At 75.4% G+C, this 16364-nt stretch carries 17 protein-coding genes; 5 read left to right on the top strand and 12 right to left on the bottom strand.

The features are described 5' to 3' along the window. Window positions 1-58: 58 nt before the first annotated feature. The 3 genes from IE98_RS0105225 to IE98_RS0105215 all read right to left on the bottom strand — a co-directional run bounded on the left by IE98_RS0105225 (window position 59) and on the right by IE98_RS0105215 (window position 3304). Window positions 59-1312 carry an IS701 family transposase gene (locus IE98_RS0105225; protein ID WP_030264850.1) on the bottom strand — a complete coding sequence of 418 codons (1254 nt, stop codon included), beginning with the start codon at window positions 1310-1312 and terminating at the stop codon, window positions 59-61. 380 nt (window positions 1313-1692) lie between these two features. Further along, a complete protein-coding gene (locus IE98_RS0105220; RefSeq protein WP_030264846.1) occupies window positions 1693-2259 on the bottom strand; it encodes a GNAT family N-acetyltransferase in 567 nt (188 codons plus the stop codon). Window positions 2260-2332: 73 nt separating this feature from the next. Next, entirely contained in the window at window positions 2333-3304 is a 972-nt protein-coding gene (locus IE98_RS0105215; RefSeq protein ID WP_052390147.1) for an EamA family transporter, read from the bottom strand. A gap of 45 nt (window positions 3305-3349) precedes the next feature. Between IE98_RS0105215 and IE98_RS0105210 the strand changes: the two genes are divergently transcribed. After that, entirely contained in the window at window positions 3350-3847 is a 498-nt protein-coding gene (locus IE98_RS0105210) for a MarR family winged helix-turn-helix transcriptional regulator (protein WP_030264840.1), read from the top strand. Between the two features lie 73 nt (window positions 3848-3920). Here IE98_RS0105210 and IE98_RS0105205 read toward each other — a convergent pair whose 3' ends face one another. Both IE98_RS0105205 and IE98_RS0105200 read right to left on the bottom strand, forming a co-directional pair. Further along, a complete protein-coding gene (locus tag IE98_RS0105205; protein ID WP_030264838.1) occupies window positions 3921-4838 on the bottom strand; it encodes an RNA polymerase sigma-70 factor in 918 nt (305 codons plus the stop codon). Beyond that, window positions 4835-6031, bottom strand: a complete 1197-nt coding sequence (locus tag IE98_RS0105200) for an NAD(P)/FAD-dependent oxidoreductase (protein WP_030264835.1) — start codon at window positions 6029-6031, stop codon at window positions 4835-4837. Before IE98_RS0105200 ends, IE98_RS0105205 begins: the two co-directional genes overlap by 4 nt. Before the next feature lie 279 nt (window positions 6032-6310). On the opposite strand from IE98_RS0105200, the gene IE98_RS0105195 reads away from it, so the two are divergent. Further along, window positions 6311-7498 carry a hypothetical protein gene (locus IE98_RS0105195; RefSeq protein WP_030264832.1) on the top strand — a complete coding sequence of 396 codons (1188 nt, stop codon included), beginning with the start codon at window positions 6311-6313 and terminating at the stop codon, window positions 7496-7498. Window positions 7499-7510: 12 nt separating this feature from the next. On the opposite strand, the gene IE98_RS0105190 is transcribed toward IE98_RS0105195, so the two are convergent. The 7 genes from IE98_RS0105190 to IE98_RS0105160 form a co-directional block, all read right to left on the bottom strand. Further along, window positions 7511-8233, bottom strand: coding sequence for a VOC family protein (locus IE98_RS0105190; RefSeq protein ID WP_030264830.1), 723 nt, complete (start codon window positions 8231-8233; stop codon window positions 7511-7513). A gap of 91 nt (window positions 8234-8324) precedes the next feature. Beyond that, on the bottom strand, window positions 8325-8450 hold the full coding sequence (locus IE98_RS51860; protein ID WP_267882316.1) for a hypothetical protein: 126 nt from the start codon (window positions 8448-8450) through the stop codon (window positions 8325-8327). Next, window positions 8447-8920: an RNA polymerase sigma factor gene (locus IE98_RS0105180; protein ID WP_052390146.1), complete on the bottom strand. Its 474-nt coding sequence runs from the start codon at window positions 8918-8920 to the stop codon at window positions 8447-8449. Before IE98_RS0105180 ends, IE98_RS51860 begins: the two co-directional genes overlap by 4 nt. Before the next feature lie 86 nt (window positions 8921-9006). Further along, window positions 9007-9771 (bottom strand): maleylpyruvate isomerase family mycothiol-dependent enzyme, encoded by a 765-nt coding sequence (locus tag IE98_RS0105175; protein WP_030264826.1) that lies wholly within the window; start codon window positions 9769-9771, stop codon window positions 9007-9009. 47 nt (window positions 9772-9818) lie between these two features. Continuing rightward, on the bottom strand, window positions 9819-10592 hold the full coding sequence (locus IE98_RS0105170) for an alpha/beta fold hydrolase (protein ID WP_030264823.1): 774 nt from the start codon (window positions 10590-10592) through the stop codon (window positions 9819-9821). Window positions 10593-10627: 35 nt separating this feature from the next. Further along, window positions 10628-11080, bottom strand: a complete 453-nt coding sequence (locus IE98_RS44255; RefSeq protein ID WP_052390145.1) for an SRPBCC family protein — start codon at window positions 11078-11080, stop codon at window positions 10628-10630. After that, entirely contained in the window at window positions 11077-11445 is a 369-nt protein-coding gene (locus IE98_RS0105160; protein WP_030264810.1) for an ArsR/SmtB family transcription factor, read from the bottom strand. The genes IE98_RS44255 and IE98_RS0105160 overlap by 4 nt, the downstream gene beginning before the upstream one ends. Window positions 11446-11736: 291 nt before the next feature. On the opposite strand from IE98_RS0105160, the gene IE98_RS0105155 reads away from it, so the two are divergent. The 3 genes from IE98_RS0105155 to IE98_RS0105145 all read left to right on the top strand — a co-directional run bounded on the left by IE98_RS0105155 (window position 11737) and on the right by IE98_RS0105145 (window position 16358). After that, window positions 11737-13542, top strand: coding sequence for a GDSL-type esterase/lipase family protein (locus tag IE98_RS0105155; protein ID WP_052390144.1), 1806 nt, complete (start codon window positions 11737-11739; stop codon window positions 13540-13542). A gap of 71 nt (window positions 13543-13613) precedes the next feature. Then, window positions 13614-14135 carry a nucleoside 2-deoxyribosyltransferase domain-containing protein gene (locus IE98_RS0105150; protein WP_043173462.1) on the top strand — a complete coding sequence of 174 codons (522 nt, stop codon included), beginning with the start codon at window positions 13614-13616 and terminating at the stop codon, window positions 14133-14135. A 162-nt stretch (window positions 14136-14297) separates the two neighbouring features. After that, window positions 14298-16358: a family 20 glycosylhydrolase gene (locus tag IE98_RS0105145; RefSeq protein ID WP_063748864.1), complete on the top strand. Its 2061-nt coding sequence runs from the start codon at window positions 14298-14300 to the stop codon at window positions 16356-16358. The last annotated feature ends 6 nt before the right edge of the window (window positions 16359-16364 follow it).

Here is a 16364-nt window from a genome sequence, read left to right as displayed (position 1 = left end):
CGTTGGTAATGACAGCGGCGGGCGACGGCCTGGCGTTGTCGGCGCCAGGTGGACCAGTTCAAGGCGTGAGCGCGGGGCGAGCACTGTTGCGGACGCGGGCCGTGGGAACGGCCGCCTGCCAGGAGTCGCCGGATCTCTGCCACGGTGAGGTCGACCAGGGTGCGGGAACCGTTTCTGCAGCCCCCTTTGATGCCGCGGCTGCCGCCATCGCGGCCAGGAAGGCGTGGGCGAGCATGGCCAGGGTGATGTGCCGTATCCAGCCGGTGTAGCGGCGGACCTCGTACTGGTCCAGGCCGCACTCGTTCTTCGCGGCCTGGAAGCACTCCTCGATCGCCCAGCGCGTCCCGGCGATCCGCACCAACTGTTCGACGGTTGTGTCGAGTTGTGAGTAGGCGAGGTAGTAGGCGATCTCGTCGGGCTTGGTCAGGCTGCGGCGGGCCAGCGCCCATCGCCGGCGGATCAGGGTCTCGTCCTGGTAGTCGTACTCGGCCACGGCGGGCAGCTGGATGGCCGCCCAGTCGTAGACGCGTGGCCCCTTGGCGCCGTCCCCGCACGAGATCTTCTCCCAGGCCTCAGCCGGGGCCTGGGCGAACAGCCAGTCGATGCGTGGACAGCCCACACTGAACTGGGACTTGGGCACCGCTAGCACGTAGCCGACGCCGGACTGTTCGAGCAGGCGCCGGAAGCGGCCCTCCTGGCCATAGGCCGAGTCCGCGGTGACCCAGCCGATGGGCAGCTCGGAGGCGAGCGCGCGCAGGACCAGTGCCTTGGCCAGGTCGCCCTTGGTGTGGAACTCGCGCTCGTCGGGGATCTTCGCCGCGCGGCAGCGCTCCCGGTCCTCGGTCCAGGACTTGGGCAGGTAGAGCTCCCGGTCGACCAGGGCTCGGCCGCGGGCGGAGGCATAGGCGGCGAACACCCCGATCTGGCAGTTCTCGGTGCGGCCGGCGGTGCCGGAGTACTGGCGCTGCACGCCGGCGGAGGTGGTGCCCTTCTTGACGAAGCCGGTGTCGTCGATGATCAGGACTCCGTCGACCTCGCCGAGGCGCTCGGCGACGTAGTGCTGGAGCTCGTCGCGGACCTCGTCCGCCTCCCAGCGGGAACCGGCGAGCAGGTGCTGCAGCCCGTCAGGGGTGGCGTGACCTGCGTATTCGGCCAGCTGCCAGCCGTTCTTGCGGCCGACCGGGCCGAGCAGGCCGCGGACGTAGTCGCGCATCCGGCGGCGCGGCTCCACACGGCCGAAACGGTGGCCGACGCGGAGGAAGAGGTCTTCAAGTTCGCGGTCCCAGCTCTCGGCTGCAGGCTCGTTGATCATGGCGGGAGGCTGCCCCCGTCGCTGTCATTACCAACGCCGGCTCCACACGATCGAGGGGCGGGCCCAGGAAGACCGCCCCTGACGGGCACCAGCCCACTACACTCACCGCGCAGCCCTCTGATCAGGCAAAACGTCGAAGTCCTGCTGGAGTACTAGGACGTGCCGTCAAGGCGACGGGTACTGCATAGGGGCGCCCGGGGGCACCTCCCGGCCGCCAGGCGGGGGAGAACCGCGCAATTCGGATGCAGGCCACGGTGCGGACCAGAGGCGAGCCGGACTGGTCAGGAGCACCAATCCCGTACCGCGCAGTTCCCCGCGCCCCTGAAGGCAACTCCTCGGCCTTCCCGTCCGGCGCTGCCGCCCGGGGTGCGGGCGGTCGCTCAGCCGGCTGCGGCGGACCGTCCGGCGGCGAGGTGTTCGCGGGCGAGGACGCCCATCTGGACGTGGTCCTGCCAGCGGCCGTGGCGGAAGACGGCCTCGCGGCGGCGGCCCTCCTCGGTGAAACCGGCCTTGCGGTAGGCGGCGAGGGCGGGCAGGTTGTCGCCGAGGACGGTCAGTTCGATGCGGTGCAGGCCGAGTTCGGCGAAGCCGTAGTCGATCAGGGTGCGTACGGCGTCGGTGCCGAGACCGCGGCCCTGGTGGGGTGCGCCGACGATGACGGCGAGGGTGGCGCAGCGGTCCTTGGGGTCGGCGCCGTAGAGCGTGACGTGGCCGACGGTCTCGTCGCCGTCGAGGGTGACGACGGAGAGGCCGACGTTGCAGCCGGTGTTCTGGCTCCACGAGCGGAACATGGCGGCGATCTCGGCGCCGGGCCGGGGATGGACCGGGCCGGTGACCTGCCGTACCGCGGTGGCCGGGTCGTTCCACCAGCCGACGAGCCGGTCGAGGTCCTCCTCGCGGAGTTCGCGCAGGCGGACGAGCCTGCCGGTGAGTGGCGGGGGAGCCACGGGGCCTCCTGGCGGTCGCTGATCTTCTTCGCGGGATGGTATCCGCCCGGGGCGGGGCCGACGCCGGGGACGGTCAGTCGTCGGTGCGGCCAGCGGTGAACTCGGCGGGTCGGGCGGCGGTGAACTCGGCGGGTCGGGCGGCCGGTTGTGTGACCGGTGCGGCGGCCGGTGCGGCCGGCGGTGCGGCGGGTCGGCGGCGCAGCTGGGCGAGGACGACCGAGCCGATCGCGAGCAGGGCGCCGAGCAGCTGCAGGGCGGTGAGTCCCTGGCCGAGCACCAGCCAGCCGAGGGCGGTGGCCACCAGCGGGCTCAGCAGTCCGAGGAAGGTGACCTGGGTCGGGGAGAGGGCGCTGATGCCGCGGAACCACAGGGCGTAGGCGACGGCTGCGCCGATGATCCCGAGGTAGGCGTACCCGGCGAGGTTGCGGCCCGTGAGGTCGGCGGGCGGTGGGCCCTCGGTGAGCAGGGAGACCGGGAGGAGCAGCAGTCCGCCGGCGACGAGCTGCCAGCCGGTGACGGCGAGGAGTCCGGCGGGCGGGGTCCACCGCTTGCTGAGCACCACGCCGGAGGCCATCACGGCGGCGCCGCCCAGTGCGGCGGCGATGCCGACGGCGTCCGGCCGGGCCTCGGCGCGCAGCACCATCAGGGTGACGCCGGCGATGCCGCCCAGCGCGGCGGCGACCGTGCGGGCGGTGAGGCGTTCGCCGAGCAGCAGGGCGGAGAGTCCGGCCACCAGCAGCGGCTGGACGGAGCCGACGGTGGCGGCGAGTCCGCCGGGCAGCCGGTAGGCGGCGACGAAGAGCAGCGCGAGGAAGACACCGATGTTCAGGGCGCCGAGCACGAGCGAGCGCCACCACCAACTGCCGCTCGGCAGGCGGCGGGTGAGCAGGACCAGTAAGAGGCCGGCGGGCAGTGCGCGGAGCATGGCGGCGGTGAGCGGGCGGTCCGGCGGCAGGAACTCGGTGGTGACGAGGTAGGTGGAGCCCCAGACGGCCGGGGCGAGCGCGGTCAGCAGAAGGACGGTCAGCCGTCGATTTCTTAGCACTAAGACAATATATCTCACTGCTAAGAGATCCGCTAGGCTGGTTCCATGGCAGACCACGTCGACACCGTCCTCGCCCAGTGGGCCCGGCAGCGCCCGGACCTGGACGTCTCCCCGATGGCCGTGATCGGCCGGCTCAAGCGGGTCGTGGCGGCCCTGGAACCCGAGATGCGGCGCACCTTCGCCGCACACGGCCTCGATGCGGCCTCCTTCGACGTCCTCGCCACCCTGCGGCGCAACGGCCCGGACCGGCCGCTCACCCCCGCCGAACTGATGCGCTCCGCGATGGTCACCTCGGGCGCCGTGACCCAGCGGCTCGACCGGCTCCAGGCCAACGGCCTCGTCACCCGCAGCCCCAGCCCCACCGACGGCCGGGTCGTCCTGGTCTCCCTCACGGACGACGGCCTCGCCCTCGTCGACGCCGCCCTGCCCGACCACCTCGCCACCGAGGAACGCCTGCTCGCCGCCCTCGACCCCGCCGCCCGGGACGGCCTGGCGGCCACCCTGCGCACCCTGCTGGAGACCCTGGAGGGGTCGCACCACTGAGCGGGCCGCCCGCCCCCGACCCGCCCGGCACGCACGGTCCCGTCGCCCCGGGCCGTGCGTCGGCCCGTTCCGGTCAGGAGAGTTCGTGCCGAGTGCCGTCGGCGACGGCGCGGAGCTTGTCCGGGTTGGCCACGTTGTGGATCGCCGCGATGCGGCCCTCCGGGTCGACGTCGAGGGTCAGCGTCGCGACGATGCCGTCCGGACCGCGGAAGACGACGCCCGGGCCGCCGTTGATCCCGGTGAGCTCCGCGCGCATCTGCCCCGGCTCGACGCCCTGGTAGGTCGCGGTGCCGAGCGCGGCGAACCACCGGGCCACGGTCTGCGCGCCGACGACCGGCTTGAGGGCCTGGCGGACCTTGCCGCCGCCGTCCGTCCACAGCGTCACGTCCGGCGCGAGCAACTCCATGAGCGTGTTGATGTCGCCGCCCGTCGCAGCAGCGAAGAAGCGCTCGGTGACGTCGCGCCGGCGGGCGCGGTCCGCACCGAACCGGGGCCGGCGGGCCCGGACGTGCTCGCGGGCGCGGTGCGCGGTCTGCCGGACGGCCGGCTCCGAACGGTCCACCGCCAGGGCGATCTCCGCGTAGCTGAAGGCGAAGACCTCCTTCAGCACGAAGACCGCCCGCTCCAGCGGGCTCAGCGTCTCCAGCACTACCAGCAGGGCCATCGAGACCGAGTCCGCCGCCGCGACGCCGTCGGCGGTGTCCGGGCCGGTGAGGACCGGCTCGGGGAGCCAGGGTCCGACGTAGGTCTCGCGCCGGTGTCGGGTCGAACGCAGCCGCTCCATCGACAGGTTGGAGATGATCCGGGTCAGGTAGGCCTTCGGGTCGGCGACCCGGGACCGGTCGGCCGCCGACCACTTCAGCCAGGCGTCCTGGACCACGTCCTCGGCGTCGGCGGCGGTGCCGAGGATGCGGTAGGCGACGGAGAAGAGCAGGGTGCGGTACTGCTGGAAGACGAGCTGGTCCGGGTCGGTCGACCGGGGCTGGGTCACTTGGCGCTCCTGATGCGGGTGTGTCGGCCGCCGTGCGGCCAGAACGCGCCCGAGGCGGGCATCTTCTTCATGCGGGCGAAGGTCGGCCACGGCGCTGCGCTGACCGCCTCCTTGTACCTGGCGGCCCGCCTGCCGGTCAGCACGAACCGGCGCGGGCTGTCGTCGGGGCGGGTGAACTGCACGACGGCGTCGTTCCGGCCCAGGCTGACGGGCGTGTGGTAGTAGCCGAAGCGGAAGGGCTTCGGCTCCTTGCCGGCCAGCACCCGCAGGACGGAGAGCGCGGCGTGCACACCGGTGGGCATGCCGCCCTGGCAGGTCCCGTGCATCACGCCGTAGCCCTGGCGGATCGCCGCCGCGTCGCCCACGGCGTACACGTCCGGGTGGGAGACCGAGCGCAGCGCGCCGTCGGTGACCACGCGGCCGCGATCGTCGACGGTCAGGCCCGCGGCACGGGCCAGCGGCGGGACGCGGGTGCCGCTGGTCCACAGCACCACGTCCGCCGGGATGCCGGAGCCGTCCGCGAGCTCGACGCCGTCCGGCAGCACCTTCACCACCTCGACGCCGCTGCGCACCCGCACCCCGAGCCGGGCGAGCGCCGCGTCCAGGTGGGCCCTGGCCCTCGGGTGCAGGTTCGCCCCCGGCTCCTGCCGGCCCAGCAGCACCACCCGGAGCTCCGGGTGCCGCTCGGCGATCTCCGCGGCGGCCTCCACGCCGGTGAGGCCGCTGCCGCCGACCACGACCGTCCCGCCGTCGCCGAGCCTGGCCAGCCGGTCGGCGAGCAGGGCGGCACCCTCCGGGCCGTCGAGGGAGTGGGCGTGGTCGTCCGCACCGGGCACGGACGCGGTGTCCGCGATGCTGCCGAGGCCGTAGACCAGGGTGTCGTAGCGCAGGACCAGGTCGTCGTCGATCCGGACGGTCTTCGCGTCGGCGTCCACGGCGGTGACCCAGCCGCGGACGAACCCGGCCCCCGTGCCGTCCAGCAGCTCCGGGATGCTCATCGCGGCCGTCTCCTGGCCGGTGGCGGTCATGTGCAGCCGGAGCCGCTCGGTGAAGGTGTCGTACGGGTTGACCAGCGTCACCCGCAGGTTCCCGCGCCTCCTGGTGCGGGCCGCGAGCTGGATCGTCGCGGCCAGCCCGGCGTAGCCGGCGCCCAGGACCAGGACCTCGTGCTGTCGCGTGGCTGTCGTGTTCATCGCTCCGCCTGCCTCTTCCGTGTCGGTCGTTCCCGCTGTGCGGACGACCACCGGACGCAAGCTGCCCTCCCGTTCGTGACACGCGCGCATGTGACCCGCGCCACATCGCGACGAGGGGGCGGCCGCGAACGGCATCAGCACCCCCGGCGCCGCGACGCACCGCATTCCATCATGATCGACCGCCCCCGGACCGGAACTGACGGAACGACGGAAGTCCGTGGTCGAAGGCGGAGTCCGGCCCGGAGGAACCCCGGGGCCGACCACGTAGAGTGGCGCACCATGTCGACCGGCACCCTCCTCGTGGACGCCGCCGTGGCCGGATCGGTCGCGGCCGCACTCCGGCAGGCCCCGCGGGTGCTGCGCCGCCCCGCGCCGACCGCAACGGCCACCGGACGGCGCACGGCCGCCCCGGAGACCGCGCTGGCCGCCGTCACCGCGCTGATCCTCCTCAACCAACTGCTGGTCACCGTCTACCTGCTGCGGGTGCACGGCGGCGACGCCTCGTTCGTCGCCCGCCTGCTGCCGCCCGGATGGTTCGACCTCGCCGACGGCCCGGCCGTCCGCGCCCTCGCCGCCCACGTCCCCGCCCCCGAACTCCTCGCACCGAGCCTGCTCCGCGTCCCGGCCCTGCTCGAACTGCCCTTCGTCCTACTGGTGTTCCTGGCCGTCCTGCGCCGCCTCGACCCGTCCGCCCACCGGCGGGCCGCACTCTCGCCGCTGCTCCCGCTCGCCGCGGCCTCGTACACCGCCGTCTTCTGCACCGTCGAATGGCAGCTGCGCACCCCGTGGACGGGGCAGGACACCGCGATCCGCCTGCTGTCGGCGCTGGTCACCCCGCCCGCCGTCGCGGCCCTCGTCCGGCGGGACGTGCGGGCCGCCCGTACCCCGCCGACACCGCCCGGCACCGCCGGTCTGCTGCTCTTCGCCGTCGAGCTCGCCGCACTCGGCCACCTCGTCCTCGCCGTCTACGACACGGCGCTGCTCTACAACCTGGCCCGGCTGCCCGGCCGGCTCCCCGGCGCGGCCGCGGCGGTCGCCGTGCTCGTGGCCACCGCACTGCTGCGCCGCCGGATCCCGACCACCGCCGACCCTGCGGCAGCGCCGGCCACCGGGATGCTCGCGGACGGACTGCGGCGGGCACTGCTGCTGTTCTTCGTCCCGGCGCTGGCGATCCGGTACGGCGTCACCTTCGGCACCCCGCTGCTCGCCGCCGCGGCCGGACTCCTCGTCCTCCTCGCCGCCGGCGCCCCGGTGCTCGCCGCCCGCCCCCGTGCGGTCGGCCCCGCCCTGCTGCCGGCCGCCCTCGCCGCCCTGCTCGCGGCGGCCGTGGCCGTCCGCGTGGCGTCCGGCACCCACTACGAGACGGCGCTGCTGGGCGCCGTCGTCGCCGGCCTGACCGCGGCCGTGCTGACCTGCGCCGTGGCCGACCGGCTCACCACCGCGGCGGTGGCGGGCCGGCGGCCCTGAGCGTTCCCGCCGTCAGCCCAGCGCGCCCGTCTCCGGGTCGCGGGCGGTGAGGCAGTAGGTGCCGCCGGCCGGGTCGCGCATCACCGTCCAGTGGCCGTGCTCGGCGACGAGGACCGCGCCGAGCGCCTCGTGGGCGAGGCGGGCGGCCGCGCGGTCCGCGCAGGCGAAGTCGAGGTGGGCGCCGGTCGGCCGCGGGTCGTCCAGCCGGTGCAGCAGGATCCGGAACGGCAGCTCCGCGGACGGCCTGACCACCCGGAACTCCGGCCGGGAACCGGTCAGCACCGGCCAGCCGGTGAGGCCGCCCCAGAACCCCGTCTCGGCCTCGAACGCCCCGCCGGGGACGTCGACGGCGACCTGGTCGAGCCGGGTGCCCGCGACGACCGGCGGCCGGCGGGACTCGCCGCGCCACGGCACGGCGCAGAACGACAGCCCGGCGGGGGAGGCGAGGACGACCAGGTCGTCCTCCTCCGCCACCACCGAGGCGCCCAGGCCGACGGCGCGGTCGGCCAGCGCCCGGACGTCCTCGACCGCGAGGTCCAGGTGGGCGCCGCCGCTGCCGGTCACGCCCTGGAGCTTCACGCAGGCATCCGTCCCCTCGCTCAGCAGGGTCGCGAACTCGCCGTCCGTGCCGCGGCGTTGCGAGAGCTGCGTCCCCGTGGCCGCCGTCCAGAACCCGGCGGCCCGTTCGAACCGCTCCCGCGGCCGGTCCACGAACGCGTACACCCAGCGGATCATCCCTGCTCCTGTCACCCGGCCTGCTGCACCGATCTACCGTGCGGGGACATCGTGCTGGCTGCGGCCCGCGGCGCACAAAGGGGTTTGCCGATCACCCGGCCACGGCTCGCTCGCCCGCCGCGTGCCCGGCCACCACCGTGCCGCCGGCCCCGGGCGTACCCGGCAGCCGGTCGGGACGGTCCACCACGCCGCGGGCGACCACGGCGATCGAGCTCACCTCGTCGCCGGCCCGCCCCCACGGGCCGTCCCCGACCAGCACCGTCCGCTCGCCGAGCAGCTGCAGGCTCGACCGGTCGAGGATCCATTCGCGGCGCTCGCCGTGCTGCACCCGGGCGACGGCCACGCCGTGCCGGCCGCGATCCGGCCCACCACCTCGTCGGCGAAGTCGGGCACCGGCTCGCGCGGGGGCAGCCGGAAGAGTGCGGCCCGGTGCCGCCGGGCGGACCTGGCGGTGTTGCGCAGCACGTCGGTGGCGATGCCGAGCAGCCGGGCCCGCGGCCGGACCGCCTCGGTGCGCAGCCGGTCGCGGAGCCGCCAGGCCTCCAGGAAGGTCAGCGACACCACCTCGTCGGCGAGGGCGGAGTCCCCGGTCGATCTGAGCGCGTGGGCGTGCACCGCCTCCGCGTGCTCGTCGAAGAGGCGGCTGTACGCCGCGCGGTCCTGCGGGTGCGATCCCTCGCCGGGCATGGACGACTCCACACCCCGTCAGTGTCCGCAGCCGCGGCCCGGTCACCGTGCGGTTCCGGCGGCCCGGCGCGGGCCCGTGCCGGGTGTCACTGGGTGGCGGTGACGATGCAGCGCTTCAGCTCGGCGACGGCGTCCCGGTCGCCCTCGACGGTCAGGCCGGGCGCGGGGTCGCCGTCCTGCCGGTTCCAGACCCAGCGCAGCACGGCCGCGGGCGGGCCGCTCACGACGGCGTCCGCCGGGCGGTCGCCCTGGCCGTCCTCGACCGTGAACAGGCCCGGGCCGGTCCGCACCCGCCAGACGGCCCCCTCCGTCCGCACCTCGTAGCTGCGGCCGGGAGAGCCGTCCAGGACCTCGGTGAAGTACTCGCCCCACTCGGCGACGCCGTACGCCACGAAGACCTTGAGCAGTTCGTCGATGCCGTCCGCCGCGAGGTCGGCCGGGACGGGTGCGATCCGCTGCCCGGTGCCGAGTTCGGCGTCGATCCGGTGGATCACCGTCTCCTGCGCCATCCGCCGGATCCAGAAGCCCACCGTCCGGTCCGGGGCGTACCAGGACCCGCCCGGATCCTCGGGCCGGCGGGCGGCGAACTCCGCCAGCAGGCCCGCGTACGCCCGGTCGAGGAGCGCGAGCGGGTCCTCGTCGTCCAGCCCCTCCGGCGGCCACTGCTCGGGTTCCGCGCCCTCCCGCATCGCCGCGATCTTGTGCTGGTACACGCCGCCGACGTGCCGGGCCAGGTCGGTGACCGTCCACCCCGGGCAGGTCGGTACGGACGCCGAGGGGGCGATCGGCACCACGGACCGCAGCCGCGTGAAGTCGGCCGCGAGGCATTCCAGGTATCGCGCGTTGTCCATGACGACAGTTCAGCACGGACGGGCGCGCCGTCGGCCGCGGGCGGGCCTCAGCCGCCGAAGAACTCCGCCAGGACGGGGGCCAGCGCCTCCGCGGCCACGTCGTGCGTCTGGTCCGCCAGGGTGCGGTGCACCGCGTCGGGCAGTGCCTCCGCGGCCGCCCGGGCCGCCGCCCGGAGCTCCGGCGGGCTCGCCCCGCCCGCCAGGACGAGCGCCGGAACTCCGACCTGCCGGGCCAGGTCGCGCGGCACGAAGCCGTCGGCCAGCACCGCGTCGTCGTACCCGAGCGTCGGGGCGATCGCCTCGAACGCCGGCCAGTGCGGCTGCCCCCGCATCGCGGCCACGGCCGGCGCGGGGACGCCGACGTGCGCCAGGAACAGTGCCACGGCGTCGCCGCGCCGCCCGGCCGAGAGCAGCTCCTGCAGCCGCGCCGAGTACTCCTTCGCCTCCGCGGCCCGGCCGGCCTCGGCGACGAACGGCGGCTCGTAGAGCGAGATCCGGGTGATCCCCGGCTCGACCGCCGCCGCCCGCAGGACGAGCGCGGCCCCCGAGGAGATCCCGTGCACGGCCGCCCGGCCGCCGGCGGCGGCGACCACCGCCCGCAGGTCCTCGATCTCGCGGTCCACCGCGAACGGTGCGGTGTCCCCGCTCTCGCCGCGACCGCGGCGGTCGTAGGCGTACACGGTGAAGTCCCGCTCCAGCAGGGCGGCCAGCGGGCCGGACGAGCGGTGGCACAGGGCGCCGTCGACCAGGACGAGCGCCGGGCCGCGGCCGCCGGACTGGTAGGCGATGCGGGTGCCGTCGGCGGAGGTGAGGACGGGCATGATGACTCCCTGCCTTTCGTGGGGGACCGGCGGCCTCAGCCGTTCCGGCCGGTGAGGCCCTCGACGTACGCCTCGAACCGGTCGAGGCTGGTGGCGAAGCCGGCCTGCGCCGCCGCGCTCAGGTACGCGGCCGGCACGTTGGTCTGATGGGTGACCACCTCCGTCCGCCCGTCGTGCAGGTCGGTGAAGGTGACGGTGGTCCGCATGCCGCCCTCGACGTCGGCCTCGACCCAGACCAGCCGGTCGGGCCGGCTGATCTCCGCGTACACCGCACGCATCGTGTAGGTGCCGCCGTCGGCGTCGTCGACCATCGTGGTCTCGAAGGCACCGCCCGGTCGGAGGTCGACCACGATGCCGTCCAGCGGCGTCGTCGTGCCGGTCGGGCCCCAGAAGCGGGTCAGGTGCTCCGGGGTGGTCATGCAGTCGAAGAGCAGCTCGGGCGCGGCCCGGTGGATGCGCCGGTAGGTGAGTTCGCCGGTGGTGGTCATGGTGTGCTCGTCTCCTCGGCGCCGTCGTCGCGCCGGTCCGCGCGCAGCGCGGCCAGGTGGGCGTCGAGGCGGTCGTGACGGTCGGCCCAGACACGGCGGTGCCGGCCGATCCAGTCGGTCGCCGCATCCAGGTTGGTCGGTTCCAGCACGCACGGGCGGGACTGTGCGGCGCGGGTGCGGGAGATCAGGCGGGCCTGCTCCAGCACCTTCAGGTGCTTGGAGACCGCCTGCTGGCTCATCGCGAACGGCTCGGCCAACTCGCCCACGGTGGCGCTGCCGGCGGCGAGCCGCTCGAGTATCGCCCGCCGGGTCGGATCGGCCAGCGCGGCGAACACCAGGCTGAGCTCGTCTTCGACGACTGTCATGCCGCCAGCCTATGCACAACCTCACGTTTGCACAACCGATTGGTTGTGCAGGTGCTTCGCCCGACGGGCGGGGCAGCCGTCCGCGCCTCGCGGGAGGGCGTGCGCCGTCCGCAGGGTGGCCCGCATCCGAATTGCGCAGTTCCCCGTTCGAGGCACGTCCCGGCACCGCCGGACGGGCCGCCGCGAGGCGACGGTCCGCCGGGGCGGGCGGCGGGTGGCGGACCTACAGTGGCGTCGAGGGATGCCGTGAACCGCCTCCGGGTGCGTCCGGCTGCCGGACCGACGGCTGCGTTGGCCGTCCTGTCGGTGCTGGGCGCCCATCTGCTGTCCCTGGGAGCCGCGCCGCCGGGCGCCGCCGCCGAGGTCGCTGCCCCGTTGGCCGACCTGTTCGACAACACCGCCGTCACCGCCGACCGCGCCCCGGCCGCCGGCGACCTGGACGGAAGGGGCGGCAGCCTCGCCGAGTCGGACCTCACCGCGGCGGGCTGGGCCCGCGGCGCGCGGATCACCGTCAACGGGACGACCTACACCCGTGCCGCGGTCGCGCCCGGCCGCCCCGACAACGTCCTCGCGGCGGGCCAGGAGGTCGCCGTCACCGGCCGCGGCAGCGCCCTCGGCTTCCTCGCCACCGCCACCGGCGGCCCGGCCACCGGCACCGGCACGGTGCACTACAGCGACGGCTCCAGCACCAGCTACCGGCTCACCGTCGGCGACTGGACCGCCGGGAGCACCGCCGCGGCGGCGCTGACCCTGCCGCACCGGCGCACCCCGTCCGGCACCGTCGCGGCCGGGGCACGGCTCTACGCCGTCGCCGTCCCCGTCGACCGCGCGAGAACGGTCACCGCGGTGACCCTGCCCCGGCCCGACGGCGACCACTACGACCGCGCACCGGTGCTGCACGTCTTCGACCTCGCCATCCGCAACACCACGGACGCACCGGGCGGCCGGGTCTGGGAGGCCGCCTGGACGGCCGTCACCGGCAGCGCGTCCGCCGTGCCCGAGCCCGGGGGCTGGACGGACCGGACGCTGCGCATGGTCGCCCACCCGAACCTGGCCGGGCGGACGCTCCGGATCAGGCTGACCAACGCCCTCTCGCCCGTCCCGGTGACCTTCGGCCGGGTGACGGTGGCCGTCCGGGCAGCCGGCGGCAGCGCCCGCGCGGCGCCCGTGCCGCTCACCTTCGCCGGGCAGGGGCGGACGACCGTCCCGGCCGGCGGCGACGCCTCCAGCGACCCGGTCGACCTCCCGGTGGCGGAGGGCGACGAGCTGCTGGTGAGCATCCACCTGCCCGGCCCCGTGCAGCTCGCACCCCGCCACCCTTGGGCGCTCAGCACCTCGTACACCACCGCCTCCGGCGCGGGCGACCACAGCACCGACACCGACGGGGCGGCGTTCACCGGGCGGATCTCGTACTGGGCCTACCTCGCCGGTGTCGACCTCGCCACCGCGGACGGCCGCGGCACCGTCGTCGCGCTCGGCGACTCCCAGACCGACGGCGCCCACAGCAGCCCGGACACCGACCGCCGCTGGCCCGACCTCTGCGCCGCGGACCTGCGCCGCACCGCCCCCGGCACCGGCATCGCCAACGCCGGACTGTCCGCCAACTCCCTGCTGACCGACAGCACCGGCGCCGCCGGGGCCGCCGCGCTGAACCGGCTCGACCGGGACGTCTTCGCCCAGCCGGACGCGCGGACCCTCGTCCTCTACGAGGGCATCAACGACATCACCCTGCACGACGCCACCGCACGGGCGATCACGGCGGGCCTCCGGGAGATCGCCGCCCGGGCGCACGCCCACGGGGTGCGGGTGGTCGTCGCGACGATCCCGCCGTTCGGCGGCAGCGCACGCTGGACGAGGGAGCGGGAGGAGGTCCGCCAGCGGGTCAACGCCTGGATCCGGACCTCCGACGACTTCGACGCCCGCACCGACTTCGACCGGGCGGCGCGCGACCCCGCCGCGCCGGAACGGCTGCGCGAGGGCATCCACGACCCCCGCGACCACCTGCACTTCAACGACACGGGCACCCGGCTGCTCGCCGACACCCTCGCCCCCGTCCTCACCGCGGTGCTCGCCCGCGGCGGCCCCGCCGGCCGGTAGTCTCGGCCCCGCGCGGACGACGCGCGGACGACGCGCGGACGACGCGCGGAACGGCAGCGGGCGGGGGAGCGATGACGGGCACCATCCGGCAGGTGTGGGCACGCGAGGAGATCCCGGACGGCCCGAGCGTCTTCCTGGCCGGGCCGACACCGCGGGCCGCGGAGGTCGCCTCCTGGCGCCCGGAGGCCGTCGGACTGATCGCCGCCCGGTGGAAGGGGCCCGGGCCGCTGACGGTGCTGCTGCCCGAGGACCGCGACGGCTTCCGGGCCGTCGACTACGACCACCAGTTCGCCTGGGAGACCGCGGGCCGGGCCGCCGCCACCGCGATCCTCTTCTGGATCCCGCGGGACGTGCGCACCCTGCCCGGCTTCACCACCAACGTCGAGTTCGGACACGACGTCACCACCGGCCGCGCCGTGCTCGGCTGCCCGCCCGACTGCCCGAACCCCGAACGCAACCGCTACCTGCGCCACCTCGCCCGGCACTACGGCGCACCCGTCCGCGAGACCCTCCCGGAGACGGTGGCGGCAGCCCTCGACCTGGTGGCGGCCACCGCCGGAGCCGACACGTCGGTGGCCGAACGACGCCGGTGACCCCGCCGCGCCGGGCCGCAGCCACTGGCTTAGGGTGAGGCCGTCGCAGGCCCGGTGCCGACCGTACGGGACACCCCTGCGGCCGGGCCGCGGCCCGGCCCACGGTGCGTCAGGACCGCACCTGCGGGCACCTCAGGGCCCGGACCAGCAACGGAGGACGCCATGCCCCGCTCCGCGCCACGCCGCCCGCTGCCCGCGCGGACGGGCACCCCGGGCCGGCGGCACCTCGCCGCGGTCGGGCTCGCGGCGGCGGCCCTGGCACTGAGCACCCTCGGCCTGCCCGCGACCGGCCCCCGCGCCGCGCAGGCCGCCGGCTCGGCGGCGATGGGCAGCACCCTCGTCCCGCGGCCCGCCCTGGTGCGGCCCGACCCCGCCGCCGGCTACCCGCTCACCACGGCGACGGCGATCACCACCGACGCCGGCTCCGCCGAGGCCGCCCGGACCGGCACCCGGCTGGCCGAACTGCTGCGCCCGGCCACCGGCTACCCGCTGCCCGTCCGCACGGCCGGGGCGGCGGACGCACCCGCGGACGGGATCGCCCTGCTGCTGACCGGTGCCGACCCGTCCGTCGGCCCCGAGGGCTACCAGCTGGACGTCACCGCGACGGGCGTGGTGATCCGCGCCGCGCAACCGCAGGGCCTGTTCAACGCCGTCCAGACGCTGCGTCAGCTGCTCCCCGCGGCGATCGAGTCGGCCACCGCGCAGCCCGGCCCGTGGACCGTCCCCGGCGGACACATCGTCGACCACCCCCGCTACCCGTACCGCGGCGCCATGCTGGACGTGGCCCGGCACTTCTTCACCGTCGCCGAGGTCGAGCGCCACATCGACGGACTCGCCCGCTACAAGATCAACCACCTGCACCTGCACCTGACGGACGACCAGGGCTGGCGGATCGCCGTGGACGGCCGGCCCGAGCTGACCTCGATCGGCGGCTCCACCCAGGTCGGCGGCGGCCCCGGCGGGTACTACACCCAGGACGACTACCGGACGATCGTCGCGTACGCCGCCGCGCAGAACATCACCGTCGTCCCCGAAGTCGACCTGCCCGGCCACATCAACGCGGCCCTCGCCGCCACGCCGGAGCTGAACTGCGACGGCAAGGCCCCGCCGCTCTACACCGGCACCGACGTCGGCTTCAGCTCGCTCTGCCTGACCACCCCCGCCGCCCGGGCGGCCGCCGAGGCCTTCGTCGACGACGTCGTCGGGGAGCTCGCCGCCCTCACCCCCGGCCCCTACCTCGCCATCGGCGGCGACGAGGCGCACACCACCGACCCCGGGCAGTACGCCGACTTCATGACCTGGGTGCAGCAGGACGTCGCCCGCCACGGCAAGACCGCGACCGCCTGGAACCAGATCACCGGCGCGACCCTGCAGCCGTCCACCCTCGTCGAGGACTGGGACACCACCGGGGACAACCCCGCCCTCGCCGCGGCCGCCGCCCACGGCACCGGCCTGATCTTGGCCCCGGCCCGGTTCGCCTACCTCGACCAGAAGTACACCGCCGACACCGTCCTCGGGCAGAGCTGGGCCGCCCCCTCGGGCCTGGACGTCCGCACCGCCTACGACTGGGACCCGGACGCCTACGTGCAGGGCGCGCCCGCCGCCGCCGTCCGCGGCGTCGAGGCACCGCTCTGGACGGAGACGGCCGCCACCCCGCAGGACCTCGACCACCTCAGCAACCCCCGGCTGCCGACCCTCGCCGAACTCGGCTGGTCGCCCGCCGCCGCCCACGACTTCACCGACTTCGCCCGCCGGATCGCCACCCACGGCCCCCGCTGGGAACTGCTCGGCATCCGCTACCACCGCTCGCCGCAGATCCCCTGGCCCGCCGCGCCGACCGCCCCGACCGGCCCCACCGGGCCGGTGACCGCCGGCACGGGACGCACCTGCCTCACCGCCACCGGCGCCGCCGACGGCAGCCCGGTCGACAACCGCTCCGCCTGCAACGGCACCCCCGCACAGACCTGGACCCTCGGCGACGACGGCACCCTGCGCGCCCTCGGCAAGTGCCTCGACGCCACCGGCGGCGGCACCGCCAACGGCACCCCCGTCCAGCTGTGGAGCTGCAACGGCACCGGTTCGCAGACCTGGCAGTGGGCCTTCGGGGCGGGCCCCGCGCTGCGCAACCCCCGGTCGGGACGGTGCCTGGACACCACCGCCTCCGGCGGCCTGCGCCTCTACGAGTGCAGTGCCACCACGACCCAGGTCTGGCACCTGCCCTGACCCGTC

Origin of the sequence: Streptomyces sp. NRRL B-24484, assembly GCF_000717715.1 — a bacterium.
Classification (GTDB): domain Bacteria; phylum Actinomycetota; class Actinomycetes; order Streptomycetales; family Streptomycetaceae; genus Kitasatospora.
Note: the sequence above shows the minus strand (reverse complement) of the source record. Positions and strands in the feature narration are given on the sequence as shown.

Coding starts and splice junctions, on each gene's coding strand:
- IE98_RS0105225 (WP_030264850.1), bottom strand. CDS start 1,312: ATGATCAACGAGCCTGCAGCCGAGAGCTGGGACCGCGAACTTGAAGAC.
- IE98_RS0105210 (WP_030264840.1), top strand. CDS start 3,350: ATGGCAGACCACGTCGACACCGTCCTCGCCCAGTGGGCCCGGCAGCGC.
- IE98_RS0105200 (WP_030264835.1), bottom strand. CDS start 6,031: ATGAACACGACAGCCACGCGACAGCACGAGGTCCTGGTCCTGGGCGCC.
- IE98_RS0105195 (WP_030264832.1), top strand. CDS start 6,311: ATGTCGACCGGCACCCTCCTCGTGGACGCCGCCGTGGCCGGATCGGTC.
- IE98_RS0105190 (WP_030264830.1), bottom strand. CDS start 8,233: ATGATCCGCTGGGTGTACGCGTTCGTGGACCGGCCGCGGGAGCGGTTC.
- IE98_RS0105180 (WP_052390146.1), bottom strand. CDS start 8,920: ATGCCCGGCGAGGGATCGCACCCGCAGGACCGCGCGGCGTACAGCCGC.
- IE98_RS0105175 (WP_030264826.1), bottom strand. CDS start 9,771: ATGGACAACGCGCGATACCTGGAATGCCTCGCGGCCGACTTCACGCGG.
- IE98_RS0105170 (WP_030264823.1), bottom strand. CDS start 10,592: ATGCCCGTCCTCACCTCCGCCGACGGCACCCGCATCGCCTACCAGTCC.
- IE98_RS44255 (WP_052390145.1), bottom strand. CDS start 11,080: ATGACCACCACCGGCGAACTCACCTACCGGCGCATCCACCGGGCCGCG.
- IE98_RS0105160 (WP_030264810.1), bottom strand. CDS start 11,445: ATGACAGTCGTCGAAGACGAGCTCAGCCTGGTGTTCGCCGCGCTGGCC.
- IE98_RS0105150 (WP_043173462.1), top strand. CDS start 13,614: ATGACGGGCACCATCCGGCAGGTGTGGGCACGCGAGGAGATCCCGGAC.
- IE98_RS0105145 (WP_063748864.1), top strand. CDS start 14,298: ATGCCCCGCTCCGCGCCACGCCGCCCGCTGCCCGCGCGGACGGGCACC.